The sequence below is a fragment of the Nocardia sp. JCM 38205 genome, assembly GCF_058222935.1.
In genome coordinates this window covers 936,047-957,222 of the sequence record NZ_JBYHFL010000002.1, presented here as the reverse complement: position 1 = coordinate 957,222, position 21,176 = coordinate 936,047, and the positions used below count along the sequence as shown (strand labels likewise).

19 protein-coding genes are annotated in these 21,176 nt (G+C 67.4%); 12 read left to right on the top strand and 7 right to left on the bottom strand.

Translation table 11 applies throughout. The features are described 5' to 3' along the window. Positions 1–5 precede the first annotated feature (5 nt). The gene (locus AC4HOU_RS11275; RefSeq protein WP_163810044.1) at positions 6–980 is read right to left on the bottom strand and encodes an NADPH:quinone oxidoreductase family protein; all 975 of its coding nucleotides are present in this window, start codon (positions 978–980) and stop codon (positions 6–8) included. Positions 981–1,199: 219 nt separating this feature from the next. On the opposite strand from AC4HOU_RS11275, the gene AC4HOU_RS11270 reads away from it, so the two are divergent. The 3 genes from AC4HOU_RS11270 to AC4HOU_RS11260 all read left to right on the top strand — a co-directional run bounded on the left by AC4HOU_RS11270 (position 1,200) and on the right by AC4HOU_RS11260 (position 3,626). Continuing rightward, a complete protein-coding gene (locus AC4HOU_RS11270; protein WP_163810046.1) occupies positions 1,200–1,526 on the top strand; it encodes a type VII secretion target in 327 nt (108 codons plus the stop codon). Further along, the gene (locus AC4HOU_RS11265; RefSeq protein ID WP_490724456.1) at positions 1,523–2,674 is read left to right on the top strand and encodes a transglycosylase SLT domain-containing protein; all 1,152 of its coding nucleotides are present in this window, start codon (positions 1,523–1,525) and stop codon (positions 2,672–2,674) included. Before AC4HOU_RS11270 ends, AC4HOU_RS11265 begins: the two co-directional genes overlap by 4 nt. 178 nt (positions 2,675–2,852) lie before the next feature. Continuing rightward, complete coding sequence (locus AC4HOU_RS11260) at positions 2,853–3,626, top strand: acyl-[acyl-carrier-protein] thioesterase (RefSeq protein ID WP_194989247.1); 774 nt, start codon at positions 2,853–2,855, stop codon at positions 3,624–3,626. Between the two features lie 59 nt (positions 3,627–3,685). On the opposite strand, the gene AC4HOU_RS11255 is transcribed toward AC4HOU_RS11260, so the two are convergent. Continuing rightward, positions 3,686–5,356 carry an FAD-dependent oxidoreductase gene (locus AC4HOU_RS11255; protein ID WP_194989246.1) on the bottom strand — a complete coding sequence of 557 codons (1,671 nt, stop codon included), beginning with the start codon at positions 5,354–5,356 and terminating at the stop codon, positions 3,686–3,688. Positions 5,357–5,528: 172 nt separating this feature from the next. Here AC4HOU_RS11255 and AC4HOU_RS11250 point away from each other — a divergent pair, with 172 nt between their 5' ends. Further along, complete coding sequence (locus AC4HOU_RS11250; RefSeq protein WP_163810051.1) at positions 5,529–6,020, top strand: SixA phosphatase family protein; 492 nt, start codon at positions 5,529–5,531, stop codon at positions 6,018–6,020. Positions 6,021–6,051: 31 nt separating this feature from the next. On the opposite strand, the gene AC4HOU_RS11245 is transcribed toward AC4HOU_RS11250, so the two are convergent. Next, positions 6,052–6,255 carry a hypothetical protein gene (locus AC4HOU_RS11245; protein WP_036540424.1) on the bottom strand — a complete coding sequence of 68 codons (204 nt, stop codon included), beginning with the start codon at positions 6,253–6,255 and terminating at the stop codon, positions 6,052–6,054. A 58-nt stretch (positions 6,256–6,313) separates the two neighbouring features. Between AC4HOU_RS11245 and AC4HOU_RS11240 the strand changes: the two genes are divergently transcribed. The 6 genes from AC4HOU_RS11240 to AC4HOU_RS11215 all read left to right on the top strand — a co-directional run bounded on the left by AC4HOU_RS11240 (position 6,314) and on the right by AC4HOU_RS11215 (position 10,160). After that, positions 6,314–6,697 (top strand): VOC family protein, encoded by a 384-nt coding sequence (locus AC4HOU_RS11240; RefSeq protein WP_194989245.1) that lies wholly within the window; start codon positions 6,314–6,316, stop codon positions 6,695–6,697. A 93-nt stretch (positions 6,698–6,790) separates the two neighbouring features. Continuing rightward, the gene (locus tag AC4HOU_RS11235) at positions 6,791–7,246 is read left to right on the top strand and encodes a MerR family transcriptional regulator (protein WP_194989244.1); all 456 of its coding nucleotides are present in this window, start codon (positions 6,791–6,793) and stop codon (positions 7,244–7,246) included. Then, complete coding sequence (locus tag AC4HOU_RS11230) at positions 7,239–8,312, top strand: aldo/keto reductase (RefSeq protein WP_163810055.1); 1,074 nt, start codon at positions 7,239–7,241, stop codon at positions 8,310–8,312. The genes AC4HOU_RS11235 and AC4HOU_RS11230 overlap by 8 nt, the downstream gene beginning before the upstream one ends. Before the next feature lie 77 nt (positions 8,313–8,389). Beyond that, a complete protein-coding gene (locus tag AC4HOU_RS11225; protein WP_163810058.1) occupies positions 8,390–8,872 on the top strand; it encodes a carboxymuconolactone decarboxylase family protein in 483 nt (160 codons plus the stop codon). Further along, positions 8,869–9,180 carry a GNAT family N-acetyltransferase gene (locus AC4HOU_RS11220; protein WP_163810060.1) on the top strand — a complete coding sequence of 104 codons (312 nt, stop codon included), beginning with the start codon at positions 8,869–8,871 and terminating at the stop codon, positions 9,178–9,180. Before AC4HOU_RS11225 ends, AC4HOU_RS11220 begins: the two co-directional genes overlap by 4 nt. Next, entirely contained in the window at positions 9,177–10,160 is a 984-nt protein-coding gene (locus AC4HOU_RS11215; RefSeq protein ID WP_195020080.1) for a pirin family protein, read from the top strand. The genes AC4HOU_RS11220 and AC4HOU_RS11215 overlap by 4 nt, the downstream gene beginning before the upstream one ends. A gap of 54 nt (positions 10,161–10,214) precedes the next feature. Here AC4HOU_RS11215 and AC4HOU_RS11210 read toward each other — a convergent pair whose 3' ends face one another. Beyond that, complete coding sequence (locus AC4HOU_RS11210) at positions 10,215–10,694, bottom strand: SRPBCC family protein (protein WP_163810064.1); 480 nt, start codon at positions 10,692–10,694, stop codon at positions 10,215–10,217. Next, positions 10,691–11,044, bottom strand: coding sequence for an ArsR/SmtB family transcription factor (locus AC4HOU_RS11205; protein WP_163810066.1), 354 nt, complete (start codon positions 11,042–11,044; stop codon positions 10,691–10,693). Before AC4HOU_RS11205 ends, AC4HOU_RS11210 begins: the two co-directional genes overlap by 4 nt. Positions 11,045–11,238: 194 nt before the next feature. Here AC4HOU_RS11205 and AC4HOU_RS11200 point away from each other — a divergent pair, with 194 nt between their 5' ends. Together AC4HOU_RS11200 and AC4HOU_RS11195 are read left to right on the top strand one after the other, a co-directional pair. Further along, positions 11,239–11,871, top strand: a complete 633-nt coding sequence (locus AC4HOU_RS11200) for a DUF8020 domain-containing protein (protein WP_195020081.1) — start codon at positions 11,239–11,241, stop codon at positions 11,869–11,871. 154 nt (positions 11,872–12,025) lie between these two features. Then, positions 12,026–13,222, top strand: a complete 1,197-nt coding sequence (locus AC4HOU_RS11195; RefSeq protein ID WP_163810071.1) for a glycosyltransferase — start codon at positions 12,026–12,028, stop codon at positions 13,220–13,222. 145 nt (positions 13,223–13,367) lie between these two features. On the opposite strand, the gene AC4HOU_RS11190 is transcribed toward AC4HOU_RS11195, so the two are convergent. Both AC4HOU_RS11190 and rpoB read right to left on the bottom strand, forming a co-directional pair. Then, positions 13,368–17,321, bottom strand: coding sequence for a DNA-directed RNA polymerase subunit beta' (locus AC4HOU_RS11190; RefSeq protein WP_163810072.1), 3,954 nt, complete (start codon positions 17,319–17,321; stop codon positions 13,368–13,370). 100 nt (positions 17,322–17,421) lie between these two features. After that, complete coding sequence (gene rpoB, locus AC4HOU_RS11185; protein WP_375139361.1) at positions 17,422–20,946, bottom strand: DNA-directed RNA polymerase subunit beta; 3,525 nt, start codon at positions 20,944–20,946, stop codon at positions 17,422–17,424. Between the last annotated feature and the right edge of the window lie 230 nt (positions 20,947–21,176).

Genomic DNA, 21,176 nt, shown 5'->3' with positions numbered 1-21,176 from the left:
CGGCCTCAGCGGACGGTGACGACGACCTTGCCGGTGGCCGTGCGGTTGTCCAGCGAGGCGACCGCATCGGCGGCTCGCTCCAGCGGGAACAGCACCGGCTGCGGCGCGGTGATCGCGCCCGAGGCCAGCAGCGGCTCCACCTCGGCCCACTGTTCGGCCAGGTAGCCAGGATGCGTCATCACCCATTCACCCCACGCGGCGCCGACCACCTCGACGTTCTTGAGCAGCAGCCGGTTCACCTTCACGGTGGGGATCTCGCCGGCGGTGAAGCCGACCACCAGCAGCCGGCCCGCGGAGGCCAGCGAACGGATGCTGTCGGTGAAGCGGTCGCCGCCCACCGGGTCGAGCACGATATCCACCCCGCGCCCGCCGGTCAGCTCCTTCACCGCATCCAGCCAGCCGTCGGTGAGCACCACATCGGTGGCCCCGTTGGCCCGCGCGACCTCGGCCTTCTCCTCGGTGCTCACCACCGCGATGGTCCGGCCTGCGCCGAGCGCGGCCGCCATCCGCAGCGTCGAGGTGCCGATGCCGCCGGCCGCGCCGTGCACCAGCACCGTCTCCCCCGGTGCCAGCCTGCCCCGGTTGCGCAGGCAGAAGTGCACGGTCAGATCGTTGAACAGGATGCCGGCACCGGCTTCCAGCGACACGTTGTCGGGCAGCCGGAACACCATCTCGGCAGGCACCACGGCCACCTCGGCCATGGCGTTGCCGAGCAGCGTCAACGCGATCACGCGATCGCCCGCGCGCACATGCGCGCCCTCGGGCGCCTCACGCACCACACCGGCGATCTCGCCACCGACGACGAACGGCAGCTGCGGCTTCATCTGGTACAGCCCGCGCGTCATCAGCACATCGGGGAACGCGACCCCCGCGGCGTGCACATCGATCACCACACTGCCCGGATACGGCGTGGGCTCGGCGATGTCGACGACCTCGATGGACTCGGGTCCTTCCAGTGTGCTGACCTGGGCTGCGCGCATGTGCCGACCTCTTTCGTCTCCGCGCCGTCGTCATCGGCGACGCCGGATCCCAACATAATCGGCGCGGCCGCACCGCGCGTGCCCAACCCGGACACCGCCGCGCCCGGCCCGCCCCGCCGACACCTCGGCGGGCCCGATCCGCTTGTGCCGAGCCCCTGTTCAGTGCCGGGACCTTTGTTAAGCTCACCCACAGTGCATCGGGAGGGAAGGGGGACGTCCGTGAGCGAGAACGAGGGCAGCACGACCATCCGCGTCGATCCGGAGGTGCTGCGCAGTTTCGCCGGGCAACTCGGCGATGAGGCAGGCAACGTCACCGGGCTCGGCACGGCCGAGGACGCGAACATCAGCGGGGCGGTCGCGGCGCTACCGGGCACCGCGTTCGGTGCCGCCGCCCAGCACGCCGTCGACGCCAGCGGCAAATGCCTACAGCGCATCAGCGAGCGGCTCACCACCGTGGCCGACAGTCTGCGCAATACCGCGGGCGCCTACGAACTCACCGAAGCCGATTTCGAGCAGAAGCTGCGCACGATCGGACTGTCGCAGTGACGCTCACCATCCCCGGCGTCGAGCAGTGGAAGCCCGATCAGCTCGGCACCGCCGCCACCAACGCCGCCAACCTCGCCACCCGCCTCGACGGCCTGGCCACCTCCGGGCGCACCAGCGCCGAGACCTTGCCGTGGAGCGGTCCGGCCGGCACCGCCGCCAAGACCAGGATGGATACCGAGAAAACCAGGACCGGTGCGGTGAGCGCGGCGCTGCTGGAGCTGCAGACGGCGTTGAACGTCGAGGTCGGCAACCTCACCGAGACCAAGAACAAGGTGCTGCAACTGCGGGATACCGCGCAGACACCCAATGGCGAGATGCCCGGCTTCCAGGTCGCCGCCGACGGCACCGTCAGCGCCCAGGCGCGCATGGACTACCTGCGCAAACACGCCGACGGCAAGGCGAATGTGGAGGGTGAATGCCTGGCCGAGATGTATCTGGCCGCGGTGCATCAGTGGCATATCGCCAATGCCCTCAAGGCCGCCTCCGATGCCGCCGAGCGGGCTCGGGTCGCGGTCGAGAACGCGGCCGTGAAGCTGGATCAGGCCTTCGAGACGCTGGGCGATCCGAAGCTCAACGTCGCCCCGCCCGCGGTCCCGGCGAGTACCGCGCCGGCGGCGACCTCGGCGCCGCAGAGCGATAAGCCGAGCAACAGCAGCCCGCTGATGTCGGGGTCGGGCTCCGGATCCGGTGGCGGCAGCGGAGCGGGCAGCGGCGGCGGTTCGTCCTCGGGCGGCGGCAGCTGGTCGGAGAGCGCCCTTGCCTCCGGCGGCCCGCCGAGCAAGATGCCCACCGGCGAGCAGGCCCAATGGATCCAGGAAGCCATCCGGGTGCTGCGCGAAAACGGTTACGACGTCTCCGATTCCGATGCCGCGATCATCGCCGCCATCATCGAGAAGGAATCCGGCGGCGACCCGAACGCGATCAACCTCTGGGACAGCAACGCCGCCGCGGGCATTCCGTCGAAGGGCCTGATGCAGACCATCGACCCCACCTTCAACTCCTACAAGCTGGCCGGGCACGACGACATCTGGAACCCGGTCGACAACATCATCGCCGGATCCAGGTATGCCATCGAACGCTACGGCTCACTGAGCAATGTGCCGGGCATCGTGGCCATGGGCCAGAACCAGAGTTACGTCGGCTACTAGAAGCCCGGCGCCGATCGTGCAGGAGGAAGCGGCAAGGTTGCTGGAACCCCGGTTCGCGGGCAGGCGGTGCGCCCCGACCCGGCGGCTCGACGCGAGGGTGTGACGCACGCCCCGTAAAGTCTTCTCACAAGAAGCACCGCATGAGAACGCGGCACACCGTGCAGCGCGAGGAGCACAAGTGTCACTCGATCAGCCACTCGCCCCGCTTCCCCAGGAGGGCATGGGCTTTGCCTCGGCGTGGCCCGTCCGAGCCGGCGATGTGGATCCCTACAACCGTCTGCGATTCGACGGCGTCGCCCGCTATCTCCAGGACATCGCCTGGGAGCAGCTGCAGCAGACGCTGCTGGAGCGGACCGATCCGAACTGGATCGTCCGGCGCACCGTCATCGACGTCGTCCGGCCGATCATGTGGCCGGATCAGGTCCGGCTGGAGCGTTGGTGCTCGGCCATGTCGACCCGCTGGACGAATATGCGGGTCCGGATCACCAGCGATAACGGCGGTCTCATCGAGACCGAGGGATTCTGGATCAATATCAGCGAGTCCAACAACCGCCCGGCCCGGATCAGCGATGAGGGCCTGGCCTACCTGGCGCAGACCGCGCAGGAACACCGGCTGCGCTGGCGGCCCTGGCTCACCGACGCCACCCCTCCCGAATCGGACACCGACCAGCCGTTCCCGGTCCGCGCCACCGATATCGACCAGTACAACCACGTCAACAACGCCTGCTACTGGCAGGCGGTCGAGCAGTTCCTGGTCGACTATCCGAAGCTGGTGGCGGGCCCGCACCGCGCCGTCATCGAATACGTCGCGCCAGTGCTCGCGCGCGAGCACATCACCGTCCGCAGCCGCTACGAGCCCGGTGACGGCGCGGGGGCGCCGACGCTGCGACTGTGGTTCGTCGTCGGCGGCACCACGACGACGATCGTGCGTGTCATGCCGCTGCCCGGCTGATCGAACGGCACCGGCCGCGGGCGCCGCTCGGCGTTCACCGCGGCCGGGCCCGGATTCGCTCAGCTGTTGGCGGCCTTGAGCAGGTCGGGGCGGCTGGTGAATTTGACCCGCGGACGCCCGGCGGATTTGCCCGCGGTGCGCTCGGCCTGGTCGATGGCCCGCCAGCCGTCGCGGTCGACCAGATCCGGCTGACGCTGCTGGATCAGGGCCCGCAGCGCGGCCCGGTCGGCGCGCGGGGTGGCGAGCTTGCCCGCGATGAAATCGGCGATCAGGCCCTCGACGGTCTCCTCGGCGTCGACCCGGTTGGAGCCGATCACACCGCGCGGCCCGCGCTTGATCCAGCCGCTGACGTACACCCCAGGCACCGGTGTGCCGTCCTCGCCGATAACCCGGCCGTGCTCATTGGGCACCACCGCGCGCCGCTCGTCGAAGGGCAGGCCGGCGACGGGTTCGCCGCGGTATCCGATGGACCGCAGCACCAGCGAGGCAGGCAGGCTGCCGGTGCGCTCGGTCGGTCGGGCCACCAACTGCTCACCCTCACTGAGCAATTCGTTGTGCACGTACTCCAGCGATTCCACCCGGTCGGTGCCGGTCAGCCCGGTGGGCGAGGCCAGGTAGCGGAAGACGATCCGTTTGTTGGCCGGATCGCTGGAAGCGGCCGCGTACTCCTTGGCCAGGGTGTATTTCAGCGCCAGCGACGGCTCTACGTCGGGATCGTCGAGGATGGCCTGGCTGGCCGGATCCAGCTCCAGCTCGGCCGGATCGATGACGACGTCGACGCCCTTCAGGTGCGCCAGCGCCATGAACTCCGGCGAGGAGTAGGCGGCCTGCAGCGGGCCGCGCCTGCCGAGCACGACGACCTCACGGATATTGCTGCGGCGCAGCGCGTCGAGGGCGTGATCGGCGATATCGGTCTTGGCGAGCTCGTCCGGGTCGACGGTGAGCACTCTGGCCACATCGAGGGCGACATTGCCGTTGCCGACGATGATCGCCCGCTCGCCGGACAGATCGAACTCCCGGTCGGCATAGTCGGGATGGCCGTTGTACCAGGCCACGAACTCGGTCGCGGAGTGGCTGCCGGGCAGGTCCTCGCCGGGGACGTCCATGTGCCGGTCCGAAGACGCGCCGACGGCGTACACCACGGCATGGTGATGTTCGAGCAGCTCCTCGTGGGTGATGTGCTCGCCGACCTCGACGTTCAGATAGAACTGCAGCGTGTCGCGGCGGAACGCGGACTGGAACATATTCGACACGCCCTTGGTGCCCGGGTGGTCCGGCGCAACGCCCGCGCGCACCAGGCCCCACGGTGTGGGCAGCCGGTCGAACATCTCCACCTCGACGTCGGAGCGGCGCAGGAGTTCGTCGGCGGCGTAGCAGGCGGCGGGGCCGGCACCGACGACGGCGACCCGTAGCGTGCCGAGTTCCTTCGGTGGTCTGATGGGAGCGGCGATCGGATCGAAGTTGGTCTCCAGCGGATGCCGTTGGAAGTAGGCGGCATTGATATCGCGGAATCGGGCCAGCGATGCGGTCAGGTCGTCTTCGGAGAAGATGGCCTCCACCGGGCACGCGTCGACACAGGCTCCGCAGTCGATGCAGGTGTCGGGGTCGATGTAGAGCATCTCGGTCGTCGCGAACTCCGGCTGGTCCGGGGTGGGTCGGATGCAGTCGACCGGGCACTCGGAAACGCAGCTGGCGTCATTGCAACAACGCTGCGTGATTACGTAGGCCATATTGTGCAGATCCTCGAAAACTGGGCGTGGGCTATGACCACCCCGGGTGTGGGTGGCGCAGCGTCACGGTGCGGATCACGGGGTGACCGGAGGGCCGTCGTGCTGTGACGCCGCTTTCAGTTTGCCTCGAGTGTGGCAGGGGTCTCCGCACCGGAGGGCTTACGGTAGTGCCATGGTGCGGACTCTGATCCTCATGCGGCACGGTAAATCGGCTTATCCGGACGGCGTCGAGGACCACGAACGCCCGCTCGCACCCCGTGGGCAGCGGGAGGCGGGACTGGCCGGGCAGTGGCTTCGTGAGACCCAGCCGCCCATCGACGCCGTGCGCTGTTCGACCGCCACCCGCACCCGCGAAACACTCGCCGCGACCGGCGTCACCGCGCCGGTGGTCTACGAGCGCGGCATCTACGAGGCCTCGCCGCAGACCCTGATCGAGCTGGTCCAGCTCAGCGATGACGACGTCGCCACCCTGCTGGTGATCGGCCACGCACCCGGCATGCCGTGGACGGCGTGGGAGCTGGCGGGCAACCGCGACAGCGAGCCGGCGATCGAACTCAGCCGCAAGTTCCCCACCTCGGCACTGGCTGTACTCCAGTTCGACCGGCCGTGGTCACAGGTGGATCCGGGGACCGGTGAACTGGTGAGCTTCCACGTGGCGCGCTGAATACGTAGAGGCCCCTTGCCGAACCCGGCCGTCAGCGCAGTAGCTTGCCGCCGAAGACCACACCGGCCCCGAGCAGCACCAGCAGCACGAAGGCCGCGAACCCGCCGAACAACCACCACACCACACCGAGCGCGAGCGCGAACGGCGCGACGGCGATGGCGGTGATCACCGGGCTTTCCTTGACCGTGGCCCAGGCCGAACGAGCCCGGACGCGGTCGATTTCCTTACCTGGCATGGCTCCAGGGTAGGCCGGAACCGGCAAACCTGTCGGTGCTCGATGCGATGCTCGTCACATGGATTGGAAAATCGAACTCGTGGCCATCCCGGTGACCGACGTCGACCGCGCCAAGGATTTCTACACCAAGATCGGTTTCAACGCCGATCACGATCACTCGCCCAGCGAGGACATCCGTTTCGTGCAGCTCACCCCGCCCGGCTCCGGCTGTTCGATCTGTATCGGACGCGGCATCACCGAGGCGGTGCCCGGCAGTGTCGAGGGCATGCAGATGGTGGTGGACAGCGCCGAGAAGGCGTATCAGCAGCTGCGCGCGGCCGGTGTGGAGGCCACGCCGGTGCAGGATCTCGGCTGGGGCCTGTTCACCTTCTTCGCCGACCCGGACGGCAACAAGTGGGCCGTGCAGGAACTGCCCGATTACGCGGCCGGTTCGCCCAGCTGAGCGGGTAGCCGCCGGGTCCCTCGCATTTCGTGTTTGCTTGGAGTGCACTCCAGGTGACTAACGTCGTCGGCGTTCGGCGAGAGGGGCAGTCAGGTGAGCGAAACCGCACGTCAGGGTGTCGACAGCAGCGAGAGGGAGCGGCCGCGCTATTCGATCGGCGAAGTGGCCGAGCGATGCGGCTTGAGCCGGGACACGCTGCGCTGGTACGAGCGCATCGGGCTGATGGATTACATCGGCCGCGATCACACCGGCAAGCGTCGTTTCAGCGACCGTGACCTGGACTGGCTGGAGCTGATCGGCCGTCTGCGCACCACCGGCATGTCGGTGGCGGACATGGTCCGGTACGCGGAACTCGTGCGTGCCGGCGATGCCACGCTGCCCCAGCGCCTGGAGATGTTCCGCGCCACCCGCGCGGACACCTTGGCCAAGATCGCCGAACTGCAACGGACCGTCGCCGTACTCGACTACAAGATCGAGCTCTACGAGGGAAAGTCGACGACGGTCCGCCCGATCAGGTCAATCCATTGCGAAGGGACAACCGATGAATGACGCATCGCGCAGCGAGTCCGTGCGGGTCGGCGGCGAGGCGGCGGGCGAGCCGAGCGGCACCGGCACGATGGCGACGACGGCTCTCGGTACCAGTGGCATCGAGGTCGGCGTCCAGGGCCTCGGCTGCATGGGGATGAGCGAGTTCTATGGCGCCACCGATCTCGCCGAAGCCCGCGCGACGCTGGACCGCGCGCTGGAACTGGGCGTCACCCTGTTCGACACCGCCGACGTCTACGGCGCAGGCCACAACGAGGAGTTCCTGAGCGATTTCCTCCGGGCCAACCGCGAGCAGGTGGTGCTCGCCACCAAATTCGGCATTGTCCGCAAGGCCGACGACCCCGCCTACCGAGGTTTCGACAACTCCCCCGAATACATTCGCGCCTCGGTCGATGCCAGCCTGCGCCGGCTCGGCATCGAGGTGATCGACCTGTACTACATGCACCGGCGCGATCCCGAGGTCCCGATCGACGACACGGTGGGCGCCATGGCCGAATTGGTCCGGGCGGGCAAGGTGCGGGCGCTGGGGCTCTCGGAGGTCACCGGGGCGGAATTGAAGGCCGCCACCGCGGTGCATCCGATCGCCGCCGTGCAATCGGAGTGGTCGCTGTTCTCCCGTGACGTGGAGAAGACCGCCGTTCCCGCCGCCGCCGAACTCGGGGTCGCGTTCGTGCCGTACTCCCCGCTCGGCCGCGGTTTCCTGACCGGATCGTTCAGCACCGCGAACGAACTCGGCGCCGGCGATTTCCGCACCAGGATGCCCCGCTTCACCGGCGACAACGCCGCGCGCAACGCGGCACTGCTGGCACCGGTGCGTGCCATCGCCGAGGCTCGCGGGGTGAGCGCCGCCCAGGTGGCGCTGGCCTGGGTGCATTCCAGGGCCCGAGCCCACGGGCTCGCGGTGGTACCGATTCCGGGCACCCGCAAGCGCTCCCGGCTGGAAGAGAACGTCGCGGCCGCCGGGCTGGTGTTGTCCGCCGACGAGCTGGCGGCCCTGGAACCGATCGCCGGCCAGGTGGCCGGTGACAGGTACGCGGACATGTCGTTCACCTCCGCCGGTCGCGAGTAGCCGTCTCCGCTCGGACCGTGGTCCGTTTGTCCTCGGGTCCACGCGCGCGCCGCGGCGGCGAAGGCTAGCATCCGACCATGGAGCCCGACGCCGCCCCGGAACGCGTGTGGATCGACCGGCAGACGCCCAGCGCGTACCGCGCGCTGGTCCAGCTCGCGACAACAGTGCGCGCCGCGGGCGCCGACGCCGGACTCGACCGCCGCCTGCTCGAACTGGTGAACGTGCGGATATCCCAGATCAACGGCTGTGCGAGCTGCCTGGATCTGCATCATCGGGCCGCGCTCTCCGCCGGCGCGACCGCGCAGGAACTGGCCATGCTGCCGTCCTGGCGGCGCGGCGACTTCTTCGGCCCCGCCGAACGCGCGGCCCTCGGACTGGCCGAAGCCACGGCGACGCTTGCCGATGAGTCGAGCATCGATCGTGAGTACGCTGGCGCTCGTCGGCAATTCTCGGAAGACCAGCTCGCGGTCATCATCTGGGCCGCAACCACGATCAGCGCGTTCAACCGCGTGTCGATCCTGAGCAAACACCCGGTGCGCGAGAGGAGATACGGAGCATGACCGATTCGACGGTGGCGACCGAGGTCGTCCACAACAAGGACAAGAACCGCTACGAGATCTGGTACGGCGGCGAACTCGCAGGCTTCACCGAGTACGAGGAACGCGGCGATCAGATCGTGTTCATCCACACCGAGATCGATGAGGCGTTCGGCGGCAAGGGCCTCGGCACGGTGCTCGCGCATGAGGCGGTCGAGGACGTGATCGTGCGCGGACGCGTGATCCGCCCGGTGTGCCCGTTCATCAAGGCCTACCTCGATAAACATTCCGAGTACGACGCGCACGTGATCGGCAAGGGCATCAGCCGATGAGCGACCTGGACCCGCATCCGGACGAGGCGCTGTGCGAGCCCTCGCCCGGGCCGGGTCCGGTGGTCGAGGAGTATCCCGCGCGTGAGGTGCCGCTCGGTGGTGTGCGCGGGGTGTTCGTCGAGCGGGTGCTGCCGCAGCGTGATCTGCCCACCGTCGGCGCCTGGTGCTTCCTGGATCATTTCGGCTCGCCCACCGTCACCAAGACCGGGGCGCCGCCGGATATCGATCCGCATCCGCATATCGGGTTGCAGACGGTGACGTGGCCGTTCGAAGGCGAGATCCGCCATCGGGATTCGGTCGGCTCGGATGTGCGGATCGAGCCGGGACAGCTGAATCTGATGACCTCCGGCCGCGGCATCGCGCATTCGGAGTACGGCGTCGCGGGCGCGCCCGCCGGACACGGCCTGCAATTGTGGATCGCGCTGCCCAGCGCGGCCGCCGGGATCGAACCGCATTTCGAACAGCACCGTGAACTGCCGGTCTACGAGGTCGCGGGCCTGCGCGCGACGGTCCTGCTCGGCACACTGGCCGGAATTACGTCGCCCGCGATCATCTACACACCGCTGGTCGGTGCCGATGCCCGCCTCGATGCGGGGGCACGGGTCACGCTGCCGGTCGAGCCGAGTTTCGAGTACGCCGTGCTGGTGCTCGAGGGCGAGTTGACCGTCGCGGGCACCGAAATCGGCCCCGGCCCACTGCTGTACCTGGGTACCGAGCGCGAAGAACTCACCTTGACCAGCAACGGGGGCGCACATTTCGCGCTGATCGGCGGCGAACCTTTCGGCGAAGATCTGGTGATGTGGTGGAACTTCGTCGGCCGCAGCCACGACGAGATCATCGCGGCCCGCGAGGATTGGGAGAACCACAACGTCGAGCGGTTCGGCGATATCGCGGGACATCCACCGCAGCAACGGATTCCGGCTCCGCCGCTGCCCGGCCTCCGGCTCCGACCACGCAAGCGGCGCTTCGGCGGCCATTGACAGCAGACGACCCGGCACCGCCGTCGCGGGCCGGGTCGCCGGTACTGCTGGTGTTCAGGCCGATTCGGCCAGCAGGGCATCGAGGGCACGGTAGCTGTCGTTGAGTCCGGACTCCATGCCCGACTGGAGCATGCCGTCCCGCTCGGCCTTGGTGTGGAACTGGCTGTCGGTGACCACCTTGGTGCGGCCGTCGCCGAGATCGACGAACGTCGTGGCGTCGATGGCGACGTGCGCGGGCATGCCGTCCCATTCGAAGGACTGCACGATGCTCTCCTTCGGGGTGATCTCCCGGAAACGCCCCTCGAAGCCGTGCGATTCACCATCGGCGTGTTCGACGAAGCGCCAGTGCCCGCCCTTGCGGAACTCCCAGCGTTCGACATCGAGCTGATTGCCGCGACCCCACCAGCGCGACAGCTGCTCGATCCGGCTGTAGGCGTCCCAGACGCGATCCACCGGGGCGTTGAACACCCGCTCGACATGGATCTCGGTGTCCGAGGTCGTGGAGATGACGGCGTCGTTCGTGGTCGTGTTCATCGGTTGTGCTCCGTTTCCGTAGTTTCGATTCCGGTTGTTTCGAGGAATTCACCGAGACGGTCCATCCGGGCCTCCACCATCCGCCGATAGCCCTGCATCCAGGCCACCTCACGGTCGAAGACGTTCTCGCCGAGCCGGCAGTACCGCACCCGGCCGCGCTTCTCCGTGACCACCATCCCCGCCTGTTCGAGCAGGTGGATGTGCTTCTTGATGCCGGTGAGGGTCATCGCGAAGCGCTCCGCCAGCTCGCTGACGGTGGCGGGGCCACGTCCGAGGTGCTCGAGGATGCCCCGTCGGGTGGGGTCCGCGAGCGCTCCGAAGGAGGCGTCTAGGAAGTCATACTGAACCATCTAGTTCAGTGTTGCTGATCGATTCCGCCGGTGTCAATACCCGAGCGCGAAGTCCCGATGCGGGCCCGGTTTGTGCGGCGCCACGAAAGCGGGCCGCAGCGTCGCGTTCGGTTCCTGTTCACCGCGCGGTCCCGGTATGGTCTTCGCAACTCGAACCGGACATTTCGCCGATGGCGCCAGCACCCTAGGACACGATGAGGCTCACCAGGATCACCGCGACGGCACTGCTCACGCTGGCGGCCACCGGCATCACCGCCGGTCTGGCACCGGCCACCCCCGGGCCCGACCGGGCAGCTCTCGATCTGTCCGGAACGGTCCAGCAGATCGACTACCGCGTCACCGCCGACGAGGACCGGCGCACTGCCGTGACCACGATCGAAGGTGGACGTTTCGAACTCGTCGAAGACAGTCGCGTCGTCGCCCTCACCGACCGCACCGGACACGTCGTCGCCGCCTTCCCCATGGCCGTCCACCTCGGCGACAAGCAGGTCGAGCTGACTCCGCTGATCGAGAACGACGGCACCAGCCTCACCCTCGCACCGGCCACCTCGGAAACCGCGCCGACGCCGCTGCGCGACATCAACGCCGAGGAACGTTTCTTCGCCGAGGTCGAACGCCACAAACCGGCCATCATCACCGGCGCGATCATCGGCGGGGCCATCGGCTTCGTCCTGGGCCTGCCGCTCGGCTTGTTCGTCCTCGATTTCATCACCGTCCCCGTCGGCACCGTGATCGGTGCGGCCATCGGCGCGTTCGCCGGGCTCGCCCACTCGGGCGGCCAGCCCGCCATCGATGCCGCGGTCGCCTACCTGAACCGCGCCCCCTGAGTTCGCGGGCCGAAACCTACGAGCACGGCATTGCCTGTTCCCCACCCCGCCGCCGGCGGGGTGCCGCCACCATCATGTGTGGGGACAACGCCATCGCGGGAGCGCTCCCGCCCGGATTAGGGTTCCGCGAAACAGGCGACTAGGGAGTGGCTGCGTGCGGGTGTTGTTGTCGGCGAGCGGAACACGCGGAGATATCGAACCCGCCCTCGGGCTCGCGCTCGGGTTGCGGGCACTCGGCGCGGAGGTGTGCCTGTGTGCGCCGCCGAATTTCGACACCCGCTGCGCCGAACTGGATGTGCCGTTGGTGCCGGTGGGGCCGCCGGTGCCCGGTTCACAAGGCGTGCGAGCGACCGTTGCAGAACTGCTGGGCTACGCCGAGCAGTGGCCCGCGGCGCAATTCGGCACGGTGCCCGAGGCGGCCGTCGACTGCGATGCGGTGATAGCGACAGGCATCAGCGTGATCGCCGCCAGGTCGGCCGCCGAGAAACTGGGAATCCACTACCAGTACGCGAGTTATCAACCGACGAGTTTGCCGTCGCCGCATCATCCGCCGATGCCACGAATGCCCGGCGATCGGCCCGCGCCGGCGGCGATCGGCAACCAATGGCAATGGGAGGTCGACGCTCTCGGCTGGAACGCACAGTACGGCAAGGCGCTGGCGGCCCATCGGGCCGCGCTCGGGCTACCGGCGGTGGACGATGTACGTGAGCACGTCATCACCGACCGTCCATGGCTGGCGGCGGATCCGGGCTTGGCGCCCTGGCCGCAATCGCCTGATCGCACCGTCGTCCAGACCGGTGCCTGGTTCGTGCCGGACCACCGCCCCCTCCCCGCCGATGTGGAGGCCTTCCTGGACGCGGGTACACCACCGGTGTACATCGGCTTCGGCAGCATGCGCCTGCGAAACAACCTCGCCCGCACTGCGATCGCAGCAGTCCGTGCGCACAACTGCCGTGCCGTTCTGTCACGCGGCTGGGCGGAGCTGGCATCGAGTGACGACCTGCCCGACTGCATCACCATCGGCGAGATCAACCATCAGGCTCTCTTCCCTCGCGTCGCCGCCGTCGTGCACCACGGTGGCGCCGGTACGACGACGGCCGCCGCCCGCGCCGGCGTGCCCCAGGTGGTCGTACCCCAGATGATGGACCAACCGTATTGGGCGGAGCGGGTTGCCGCCCTCGGGATCGGCGCGGCCTGCGACGACACCGATCCCGATCCCGCCTCGCTGGCCCGCGCCCTCGGCACGGCACTGATGCCTGCCACTCGCGAGCGCGCGAGCGCGGTGGCCGCGACGATCCGCACCGATGGCGCGATGGTGGCGGCGAGGTTGCTGATCGACGCGATCGGCTAGGCATTTCCGATCCGGAACAGCCTGCCCGGCCATGACTGCCCGACCGGTCGCCACCGTATCGCCCCCCCGGGAGCACTCGGCACGAACAGTTCGGCCCCCGCACCGTGCTGGTGCGGGGGCCGAAAAGTTGTCGCCTACCTACCGGTTACCGGTAGTCGCTGAAACCGTAATCGTCCAGCGGGACCGCGGCACCGGTGGTGGTGCCGAAGCCCTCGGGGCTGTAGTAGGTGTCGTCGTAGGACGGCACCGCGTACGCCGCGGCACGGGCCTCTTCGGTGGGCTGAACCTGGATGTTGCGGTAACGGTTGATACCGGTACCGGCGGGGATCAGCTTACCGATGATCACGTTCTCCTTGAGACCGATGAGCTTGTCGGAGCGGCAGTTGATGGCCGCATCCGTCAGAACTCGGGTGGTCTCCTGGAACGACGCCGCCGACAGCCACGAATCGGTGGCCAGCGACGCCTTGGTGATACCCATCAGCACCGGGCGACCGGCCGCGGGCTCGCCACCCTCGGACACGACGCGACGGTTGGCCGCCTCGAACTCGGCGCGCTCGGTGAGCGAACCGGGCAGGAACTCGGTGGCACCGGAATCGATGATCGTCACCCGACGCAGCATCTGGCGCACGATGACCTCGATGTGCTTGTCGTGGATCGACACACCCTGCGAGCGGTAGACCTCCTGGACCTCGTGAACCAGGTGGATCTGCACCTGACGGGGGCCCATCACGCGCAGCACCTCGTGCGGATCCGCCGCGCCTTCCAGCAGCTGCTGGCCGACCTCGACGTGGTCACCGTCGGAGAGCAGACGCTCGGTGCCGTCGTCGTGCTTGAACACCCGCAGCCGCTGACGCTTCGAGAGCTTGTCGTAGACAACCTCTTCGCCACCGTCGTCCGGGATGATGGTGATCTTGTAGAAGCGGTCGTCGTCCTCGAGCCGCACGCGACCCGAGACCTCGGCGATGGGCGCCTTGCCCTTCGGCACGCGCGCCTCGAACAGCTCCTGAACACGCGGCAGACCACCGGTGATGTCGTCACCGGCGACACCACCCTGGTGGAAGGTACGCATGGTCAGCTGGGTACCGGGCTCACCGATGGACTGCGCGGCGACGATACCGACGGCCTCACCGATGTCGACCAGCTTGCCGGTCGCCATGGAGCGGCCGTAGCAGGTCGCGCACACGCCGGTGCCGGTGGTGCAGGTCAGCACGGAGCGGACCTTCACCTCGGTGATGCCGGCCTCGAGCAGCGCCTCGATGGCCGGGTCGCCCAGGTCGTGACCCTTCGTGATGATGACGTTGCCGTCGGCGTCGATCGCATCCTGCGCCAACGTACGGGCGTAGGTGGAGGTTTCGACGTGCGCATCGCGGATCAGCGTGCCGTCCGGCTGCTTCTCCGCGATCGGCACCACGATGCCGCGCTCGGTGCCACAGTCGTGCTCGCGCACGATGACGTCCTGCGAGACGTCCACCAGACGACGGGTCAGGTAACCCGAGTCGGCGGTACGCAGCGCGGTGTCGGCCAGACCCTTACGGGCACCGTGGGTGTTGATGAAGTACTCGAGAACGGTCAGGCCCTCACGGAAGGAGGACTTGATCGGCCGCGGGATGAACTCACCCTTCGGGTTCGTCACCAGACCCTTCATACCGGCGAGGGTACGAGTCTGGGTGAAGTTACCCGTTGCACCCGAATCGACGATCGTGATGATCGGGTTGTCGGCCGGGTAGTGCGCGCGCAGCGCCTTACCGACCTCTTCGGTGGCCTCCTGCCAGATCTTGACCAGGGCGTTGTTGCGCTCCTGGTGATCGAGCGCACCACGCTGGTACTTCTTCTCGATCTGATCCGACTGCGCCTCGTAGCGCTCCATGATCTCGGCCTTCTCCGGCGGAACCAGAACGTCCGACATGGAGACGGTGACACCCGAACGCGTGGCCCAGTAGAAGCCGGCGTCCTTGAGCTTGTCGACGGTCTGCGCCACCACGATCATCGGGTAGCGCTCGGCGAGATCGTTGATGATCGTCGCCTGCCGCTTCTTCGGCATCTGCTCGTTGATGAACGCGTAGTCCGCGGGCAGCAGCTCGTTGAACAGCACCCGGCCCAGCGTGGTCTTGGTGGTCCACGCATCGCCGCGCCGCCAGCCGTCGGGGAACAGCTCGGCCTCGACGTCCTTGGGCGGACGCTGGTCGGTCAGCCGCACCTTGATCAGCGAACGCACGGTGAGCTCACCGCGGTCGACGGCCATCTGCGCCTCGGCGGGCGAGGAGTACACGCCCTGCTCCGGAGCATCCTTGGTGGCGGGCCGGTACTCGCCCTTGGCGCCTTCCTGCAGGCGGGTCAGGTAGTACAGACCGGTCACCATGTCCAGACGCGGCATGGCCAGCGGACGACCCGAGGCCGGCGACAGGATGTTGTTCGACGACAGCATCAGGATGCGCGCCTCGGCCTGCGCCTCCGCCGACAGCGGCAGGTGCACGGCCATCTGGTCACCGTCGAAGTCGGCGTTGAACGCCTCACAGACCAGCGGGTGCAGCTGGATGGCCTTACCTTCCACCAGCTGCGGCTCGAAGGCCTGGATACCGAGACGGTGCAGGGTGGGCGCACGGTTGAGCAGCACCGGGTGCTCGGCGATGACCTCTTCGAGGACATCCCACACCTGCGGACGCTGCCGCTCGACCATCCGCTTGGCGGACTTGATGTTCTGCGCGTGGTTCAGATCGACCAGACGCTTCATCACGAACGGCTTGAACAGCTCGAGCGCCATCAGCTTCGGCAGACCGCACTGATGCAGCTTGAGCTGCGGGCCGACGACGATGACCGAACGGCCCGAGTAGTCGACACGCTTACCGAGCAGGTTCTGCCGGAAACGACCCTGCTTGCCCTTGAGCAGATCGCTCAGCGACTTCAGCGGGCGGTTACCGGGACCGGTGACCGGGCGGCCGCGGCGGCCGTTGTCGAACAGCGCGTCCACCGACTCCTGCAGCATCCGCTTCTCGTTGTTGACGATGATCTCGGGCGCACCGAGGTCGATCAGTCGCTTGAGGCGGTTGTTGCGGTTGATCACGCGGCGGTACAGGTCGTTCAGGTCGGAGGTGGCGAAGCGGCCACCGTCGAGCTGAACCATCGGACGCAGCTCCGGCGGGATCACCGGAACGGCGTCGAGCACCATGCCCATGGGCGAGTTGCCGTTGGACTGGAACGCGGCGACGACCTTGAGCCGCTTGAGCGCACGCAGCTTCTTCTGGCCCTTACCGCTGCGGATGGTCTCGCGCAGCGATTCGGCCTCGGCCTCGATGTCGAAGTTCTCCATCAGCTTCTGGATGGACTCCGCGCCCATCGCGCCGGTGAAGTACTCGCCGTAGCGGTCGGTGAGCTCGCGGTAGAGCACCTCGTCCACGATCAGCTGCTTGGGGGCCAGCTTGGTGAAGGTGGTCCAGATCTCGTCGAGCCGGTCCAGCTCACGCTGGGCACGGTCGCGGATCTGCTTCATTTCCCGCTCGCCGCCGTCCTTGACCTTGCGGCGGACGTCGGACTTGGCGCCCTCGGCCTCGAGCTCGGCGATATCGGCCTCGAGCTTCTGCGCGCGGGCCTCGAGATCGGCGTCGCGCTGATCGGCGACGGCCTTCTTCTCGACCTCCATCTCGGCCTCGAGGGTCGACAGCTCGTTGTGCCGCAGCTCCTCGTCGACGCTGGTGATGACGTAGGCGGCGAAGTAGATGATCTTTTCCAGATCCTTCGGCGCCAGGTCCAGCAGGTAACCGAGCCGCGAGGGCACACCCTTGAAGTACCAGATGTGAGTGACCGGGGCGGCCAGCTCGATGTGGCCCATCCGCTCACGACGCACCTTGGCGCGGGTGACCTCGACGCCACAGCGCTCACAGATGATGCCCTTGAAGCGGACACGCTTGTACTTACCGCAGTAGCACTCCCAGTCCCGGGTGGGACCGAAGATCTTCTCGCAGAACAAGCCATCCTTCTCCGGCTTGAGCGTGCGGTAGTTGATGGTCTCCGGCTTCTTCACCTCACCGTAGGACCACCGGCGGATGTCTTCGGCGGTGGCAAGGCCGATCCGGAGTTCATCGAAGAAGTTGACGTCTAGCACGTAACTTCCTTTCCCCTGTGCGGGTCGAATTCGAGCAAAAGTTCACTAGTGAGTCGAGCGCGGAGGGCCGGATGCCCGAGGAGGGCATCCGGCCGACCGCCTAGTTCGCCAAATCGTCGACGGTGGCCGCTTCGTTCCTGGACAGGTTGATGCCCAGGTTGGCCGCCGCCCGCTCCAGATCCTCGTCGTCGCCGTCGCGCATCTCGATCGCGGCGCCGTCGGAAGACAGCACCTCGACGTTGAGGCACAGCGACTGGAGTTCCTTGAGCAGCACCTTGAACGATTCCGGAATGCCCGGCTCCGGAATGTTCTCGCCCTTGACGATCGCCTCGTAGACCTTCACGCGGCCCACCACGTCGTCGGACTTGATGGTCAGCAGCTCCTGCAGGGTGTAGGCGGCGCCGTAGGCCTGCATGGCCCAGCACTCCATCTCACCGAAGCGCTGACCACCGAACTGCGCCTTACCACCGAGCGGCTGCTGGGTGATCATCGAGTACGGGCCGGTCGAACGGGCGTGGATCTTGTCGTCGACCAGGTGGTGCAGCTTCAGGATGTACATGTAGCCGACCGCGACCGGGTACGGGAACGGCTCGCCGGAGCGGCCGTCGAACAGGGTCGCCTTGCCGTTCTCGTCGACCATGCGGTCACCGTCACGGTTGGGCAGGGTCGAGGCGAGCAGACCGGTGAGCTCCTCCTCGCGGGCACCGTCGAACACCGGGGTGGCGATGTTCGAGTCGGCCGGCGCGGCCAGCATCTCCTCCGGCAGGGCCTTCGCCCAATCCGGACGGGTGCCGTCGCCTGCCACGTCGACATTCCAGCCCGCCTTGCCGATCCACCCGAGGTGGGTCTCCAAGATCTGGCCGATGTTCATACGACGCGGCACACCGTGGGTGTTCAGGATGATGTCGACCGGGGTGCCGTCGGGCAGGAACGGCATGTCCTCGGTGGGGAGGATCTTGCCGATGACGCCCTTGTTGCCGTGGCGGCCGGCCAGCTTGTCGCCGTCCTGGATCTTGCGCTTCTGCGCCACGTACACCCGGACCAGCTCGTTCACGCCGGGAGGCAGATCGTCGTCGTCATCGCGCGAGAAGACGCGGATGCCGATGACCTTGCCGGACTCACCGTGCGGCACCTTCAGCGAGGTGTCGCGGACCTCGCGGGCCTTCTCACCGAAGATGGCGCGCAGCAGCCGCTCCTCCGGGGTCAGCTCGGTCTCACCCTTCGGGGTGACCTTGCCGACCAGGATGTCGCCGTCGCGGACCTCGGCACCGATGCGCACGATGCCGCGCTCGTCCAGATCGGCCAGCACCTCGTCGGAGACGTTCGGGATGTCCCGGGTGATCTCCTCGGCGCCCAGCTTGGTGTCGCGGGCGTCGATCTCGTGCTCTTCGATGTGGATGGAGGTGAGGACGTCGTCCTCCACGAGGCGCTGCGACAGGATGATCGCGTCCTCGTAGTTGTGGCCCTCCCAGGGCATGATCGCCACGAGCAGGTTCTTGCCCAGCGCCATCTCACCGTTCTCGGTGCAGGGACCGTCGGCGAGGACCTGGCCGGTCTCGACCCGCTGGCCCTCGTCCACGATCGGACGCTGGTTGGCGCAGGTGCCCTGGTTGGAGCGGGCGAACTTGCGCATCCGGTAGGACTTGCGGGTGCCGTCGTCGGCCATCACGGTGACGTAGTCGGCGGAGACCTCCTCGACCACACCGGCCTTCTCGTTCACCACCACGTCGCCGGCGTCGACCGCGGCGCGCAGCTCCATACCGGTACCCACCACGGGGGCCTCGGAACGGATCAGCGGCACGGCCTGACGCTGCATGTTCGCACCCATGAGGGCACGGTTGGCGTCGTCGTGCTCGAGGAACGGGATCATGGCGGTCGCCACCGACACCATCTGGCGCGGCGAGACGTCCATGTAGGTGACCTCGGTCGGGGAGACGTACTCCATCTCCTCGTTGCCCTTGCGGGCGAGGACCCGGTCTTCGAGGAAGTTGCCGTCGGCGTCGATCGGCGAGTTCGCCTGGGCGCGGACCTCGCGGTCCTCCTCGTCGGCGGTGAGGTACTTGACCTCGTCGGTGACCCGGCCGTCGACGACCTTGCGGTACGGCGTCTCGATGAAGCCGAACGGGTTGACCCGCGCGTACACCGACAGCGAACCGATCAGGCCGATGTTCGGGCCTTCCGGGGTCTCGATCGGGCACATGCGGCCGTAGTGCGAGGGGTGCACGTCACGGACTTCCAGACCCGCGCGCTCACGGGACAGACCACCGGGGCCCAGCGCGTTCAGGCGGCGCTTGTGGGTCAGACCCGACAGCGGGTTGTTCTGGTCCATGAACTGCGACAGCTGGGAGGTTCCGAAGAACTCCTTGATCGCGGCGACGACCGGGCGGATGTTGATCAGGGTCTGCGGCGTGATGGCCTCGACGTCCTGGGTGGTCATCCGCTCGCGGACCACGCGCTCCATGCGGGACAGGCCGACCCGGATCTGGTTCTGGATCAGCTCGCCAACGGTGCGGATACGGCGGTTGCCGAAGTGGTCGATGTCGTCGACCTCGACCGGCACCTCGGCGCCGCCGGGCGCGGTCATCGCGCGGTCACCGGCGTGCAGGCGCACCAGGTACTCGATGATGTTGACGATGTCTTCCTTCGTCAGCACCGAGCTGGTGACCGGCTCGCCCAGGTGGACGCCCAGCTTCTTGTTGATCTTGTAGCGACCGACGCGGGCCAGGTCGTAGCGCTTCTCCTTGAAGAACAGGTTCTCCAGCAGGGTCTGCGCGGACTCCTTGGTTGGCGGCTCGCCCGGACGCAGCTTGCGGTAGATGTCCAGCAGCGCCTCGTCCTGACCGGCGGTGTTGTCCTTCTCGAGGGTGGACATCATGATCTCGGAGAAGCCGAAACGCTCGACGATCTCCTCGGTGGTCAGACCGAGCGCCTTGAGCAGCACGGTGACCGGCTGGCGACGCTTGCGGTCGATGCGGACACCGACGGTGTCGCGCTTGTCGACGTCGAACTCCAGCCAGGCGCCACGGCTCGGGATGACCCGCACGCTGTGCAGATCCTTCTCGGTGCTCTTGTCGACGGTGTGGTCGAAGTAGACACCGGGCGAGCGCACCAGCTGCGAGACGACGACACGCTCGGTGCCGTTGATGATGAAGGTGCCCTTGTCGGTCATCATCGGGAAATCACCCATGAAGACCGTCTGGCTCTTGATCTCACCGGTGTTGTTGTTGATGAACTCCGCGGTGACGAACAGCGGAGCCGCGTAGGTCATGTCCTTGTCTTTGCACTCATCGATGGAGGCCTTGACCTCTTCGAAGCGCGGATCGGAGAAGGACAGAGACATCGACCCGGAGAAATCCTCGATGGGCGAGAGCTCCTCGAGCACCTCCTCGAGCCCACCGACCAGGCCGACGTCGCCGCGGGCGGCTGCCCGCTCACGCCATTCGGGCGACCCGATCAGCCAGGCGAAAGATTCCGTTTGTAGATCGAGAAGCCCGGGCACCGCAAGCGGCTCCCTGAGCTTCGCGAAAGACACCCGCAACGGGGCCCCGGGGATAGACCCCGCAACTCCCAGCTTCGAATTGGCGCTTGTCTGGGTGGAGACTGCCAAGATGCGTCCTTCCAGCACCTCACGCGCGTCGCGTGGTGGTCCGCGACCGTCGCTTGTCTGCTACGAATTCCGCTGGTTACAACCCGAACGAAACTCGAACAGGCACCAACGGAAGTAACACCGGAAGGTGGAACTTACGTGTGCAAATCGAGGTATGGACAGGAGGCAGCCAGCGCAACGTCCAAACTTACACCTACTGACACGGAGGTGTCAAAGTACCAGCCATGCGAATTTTCGCCAGGCCGACG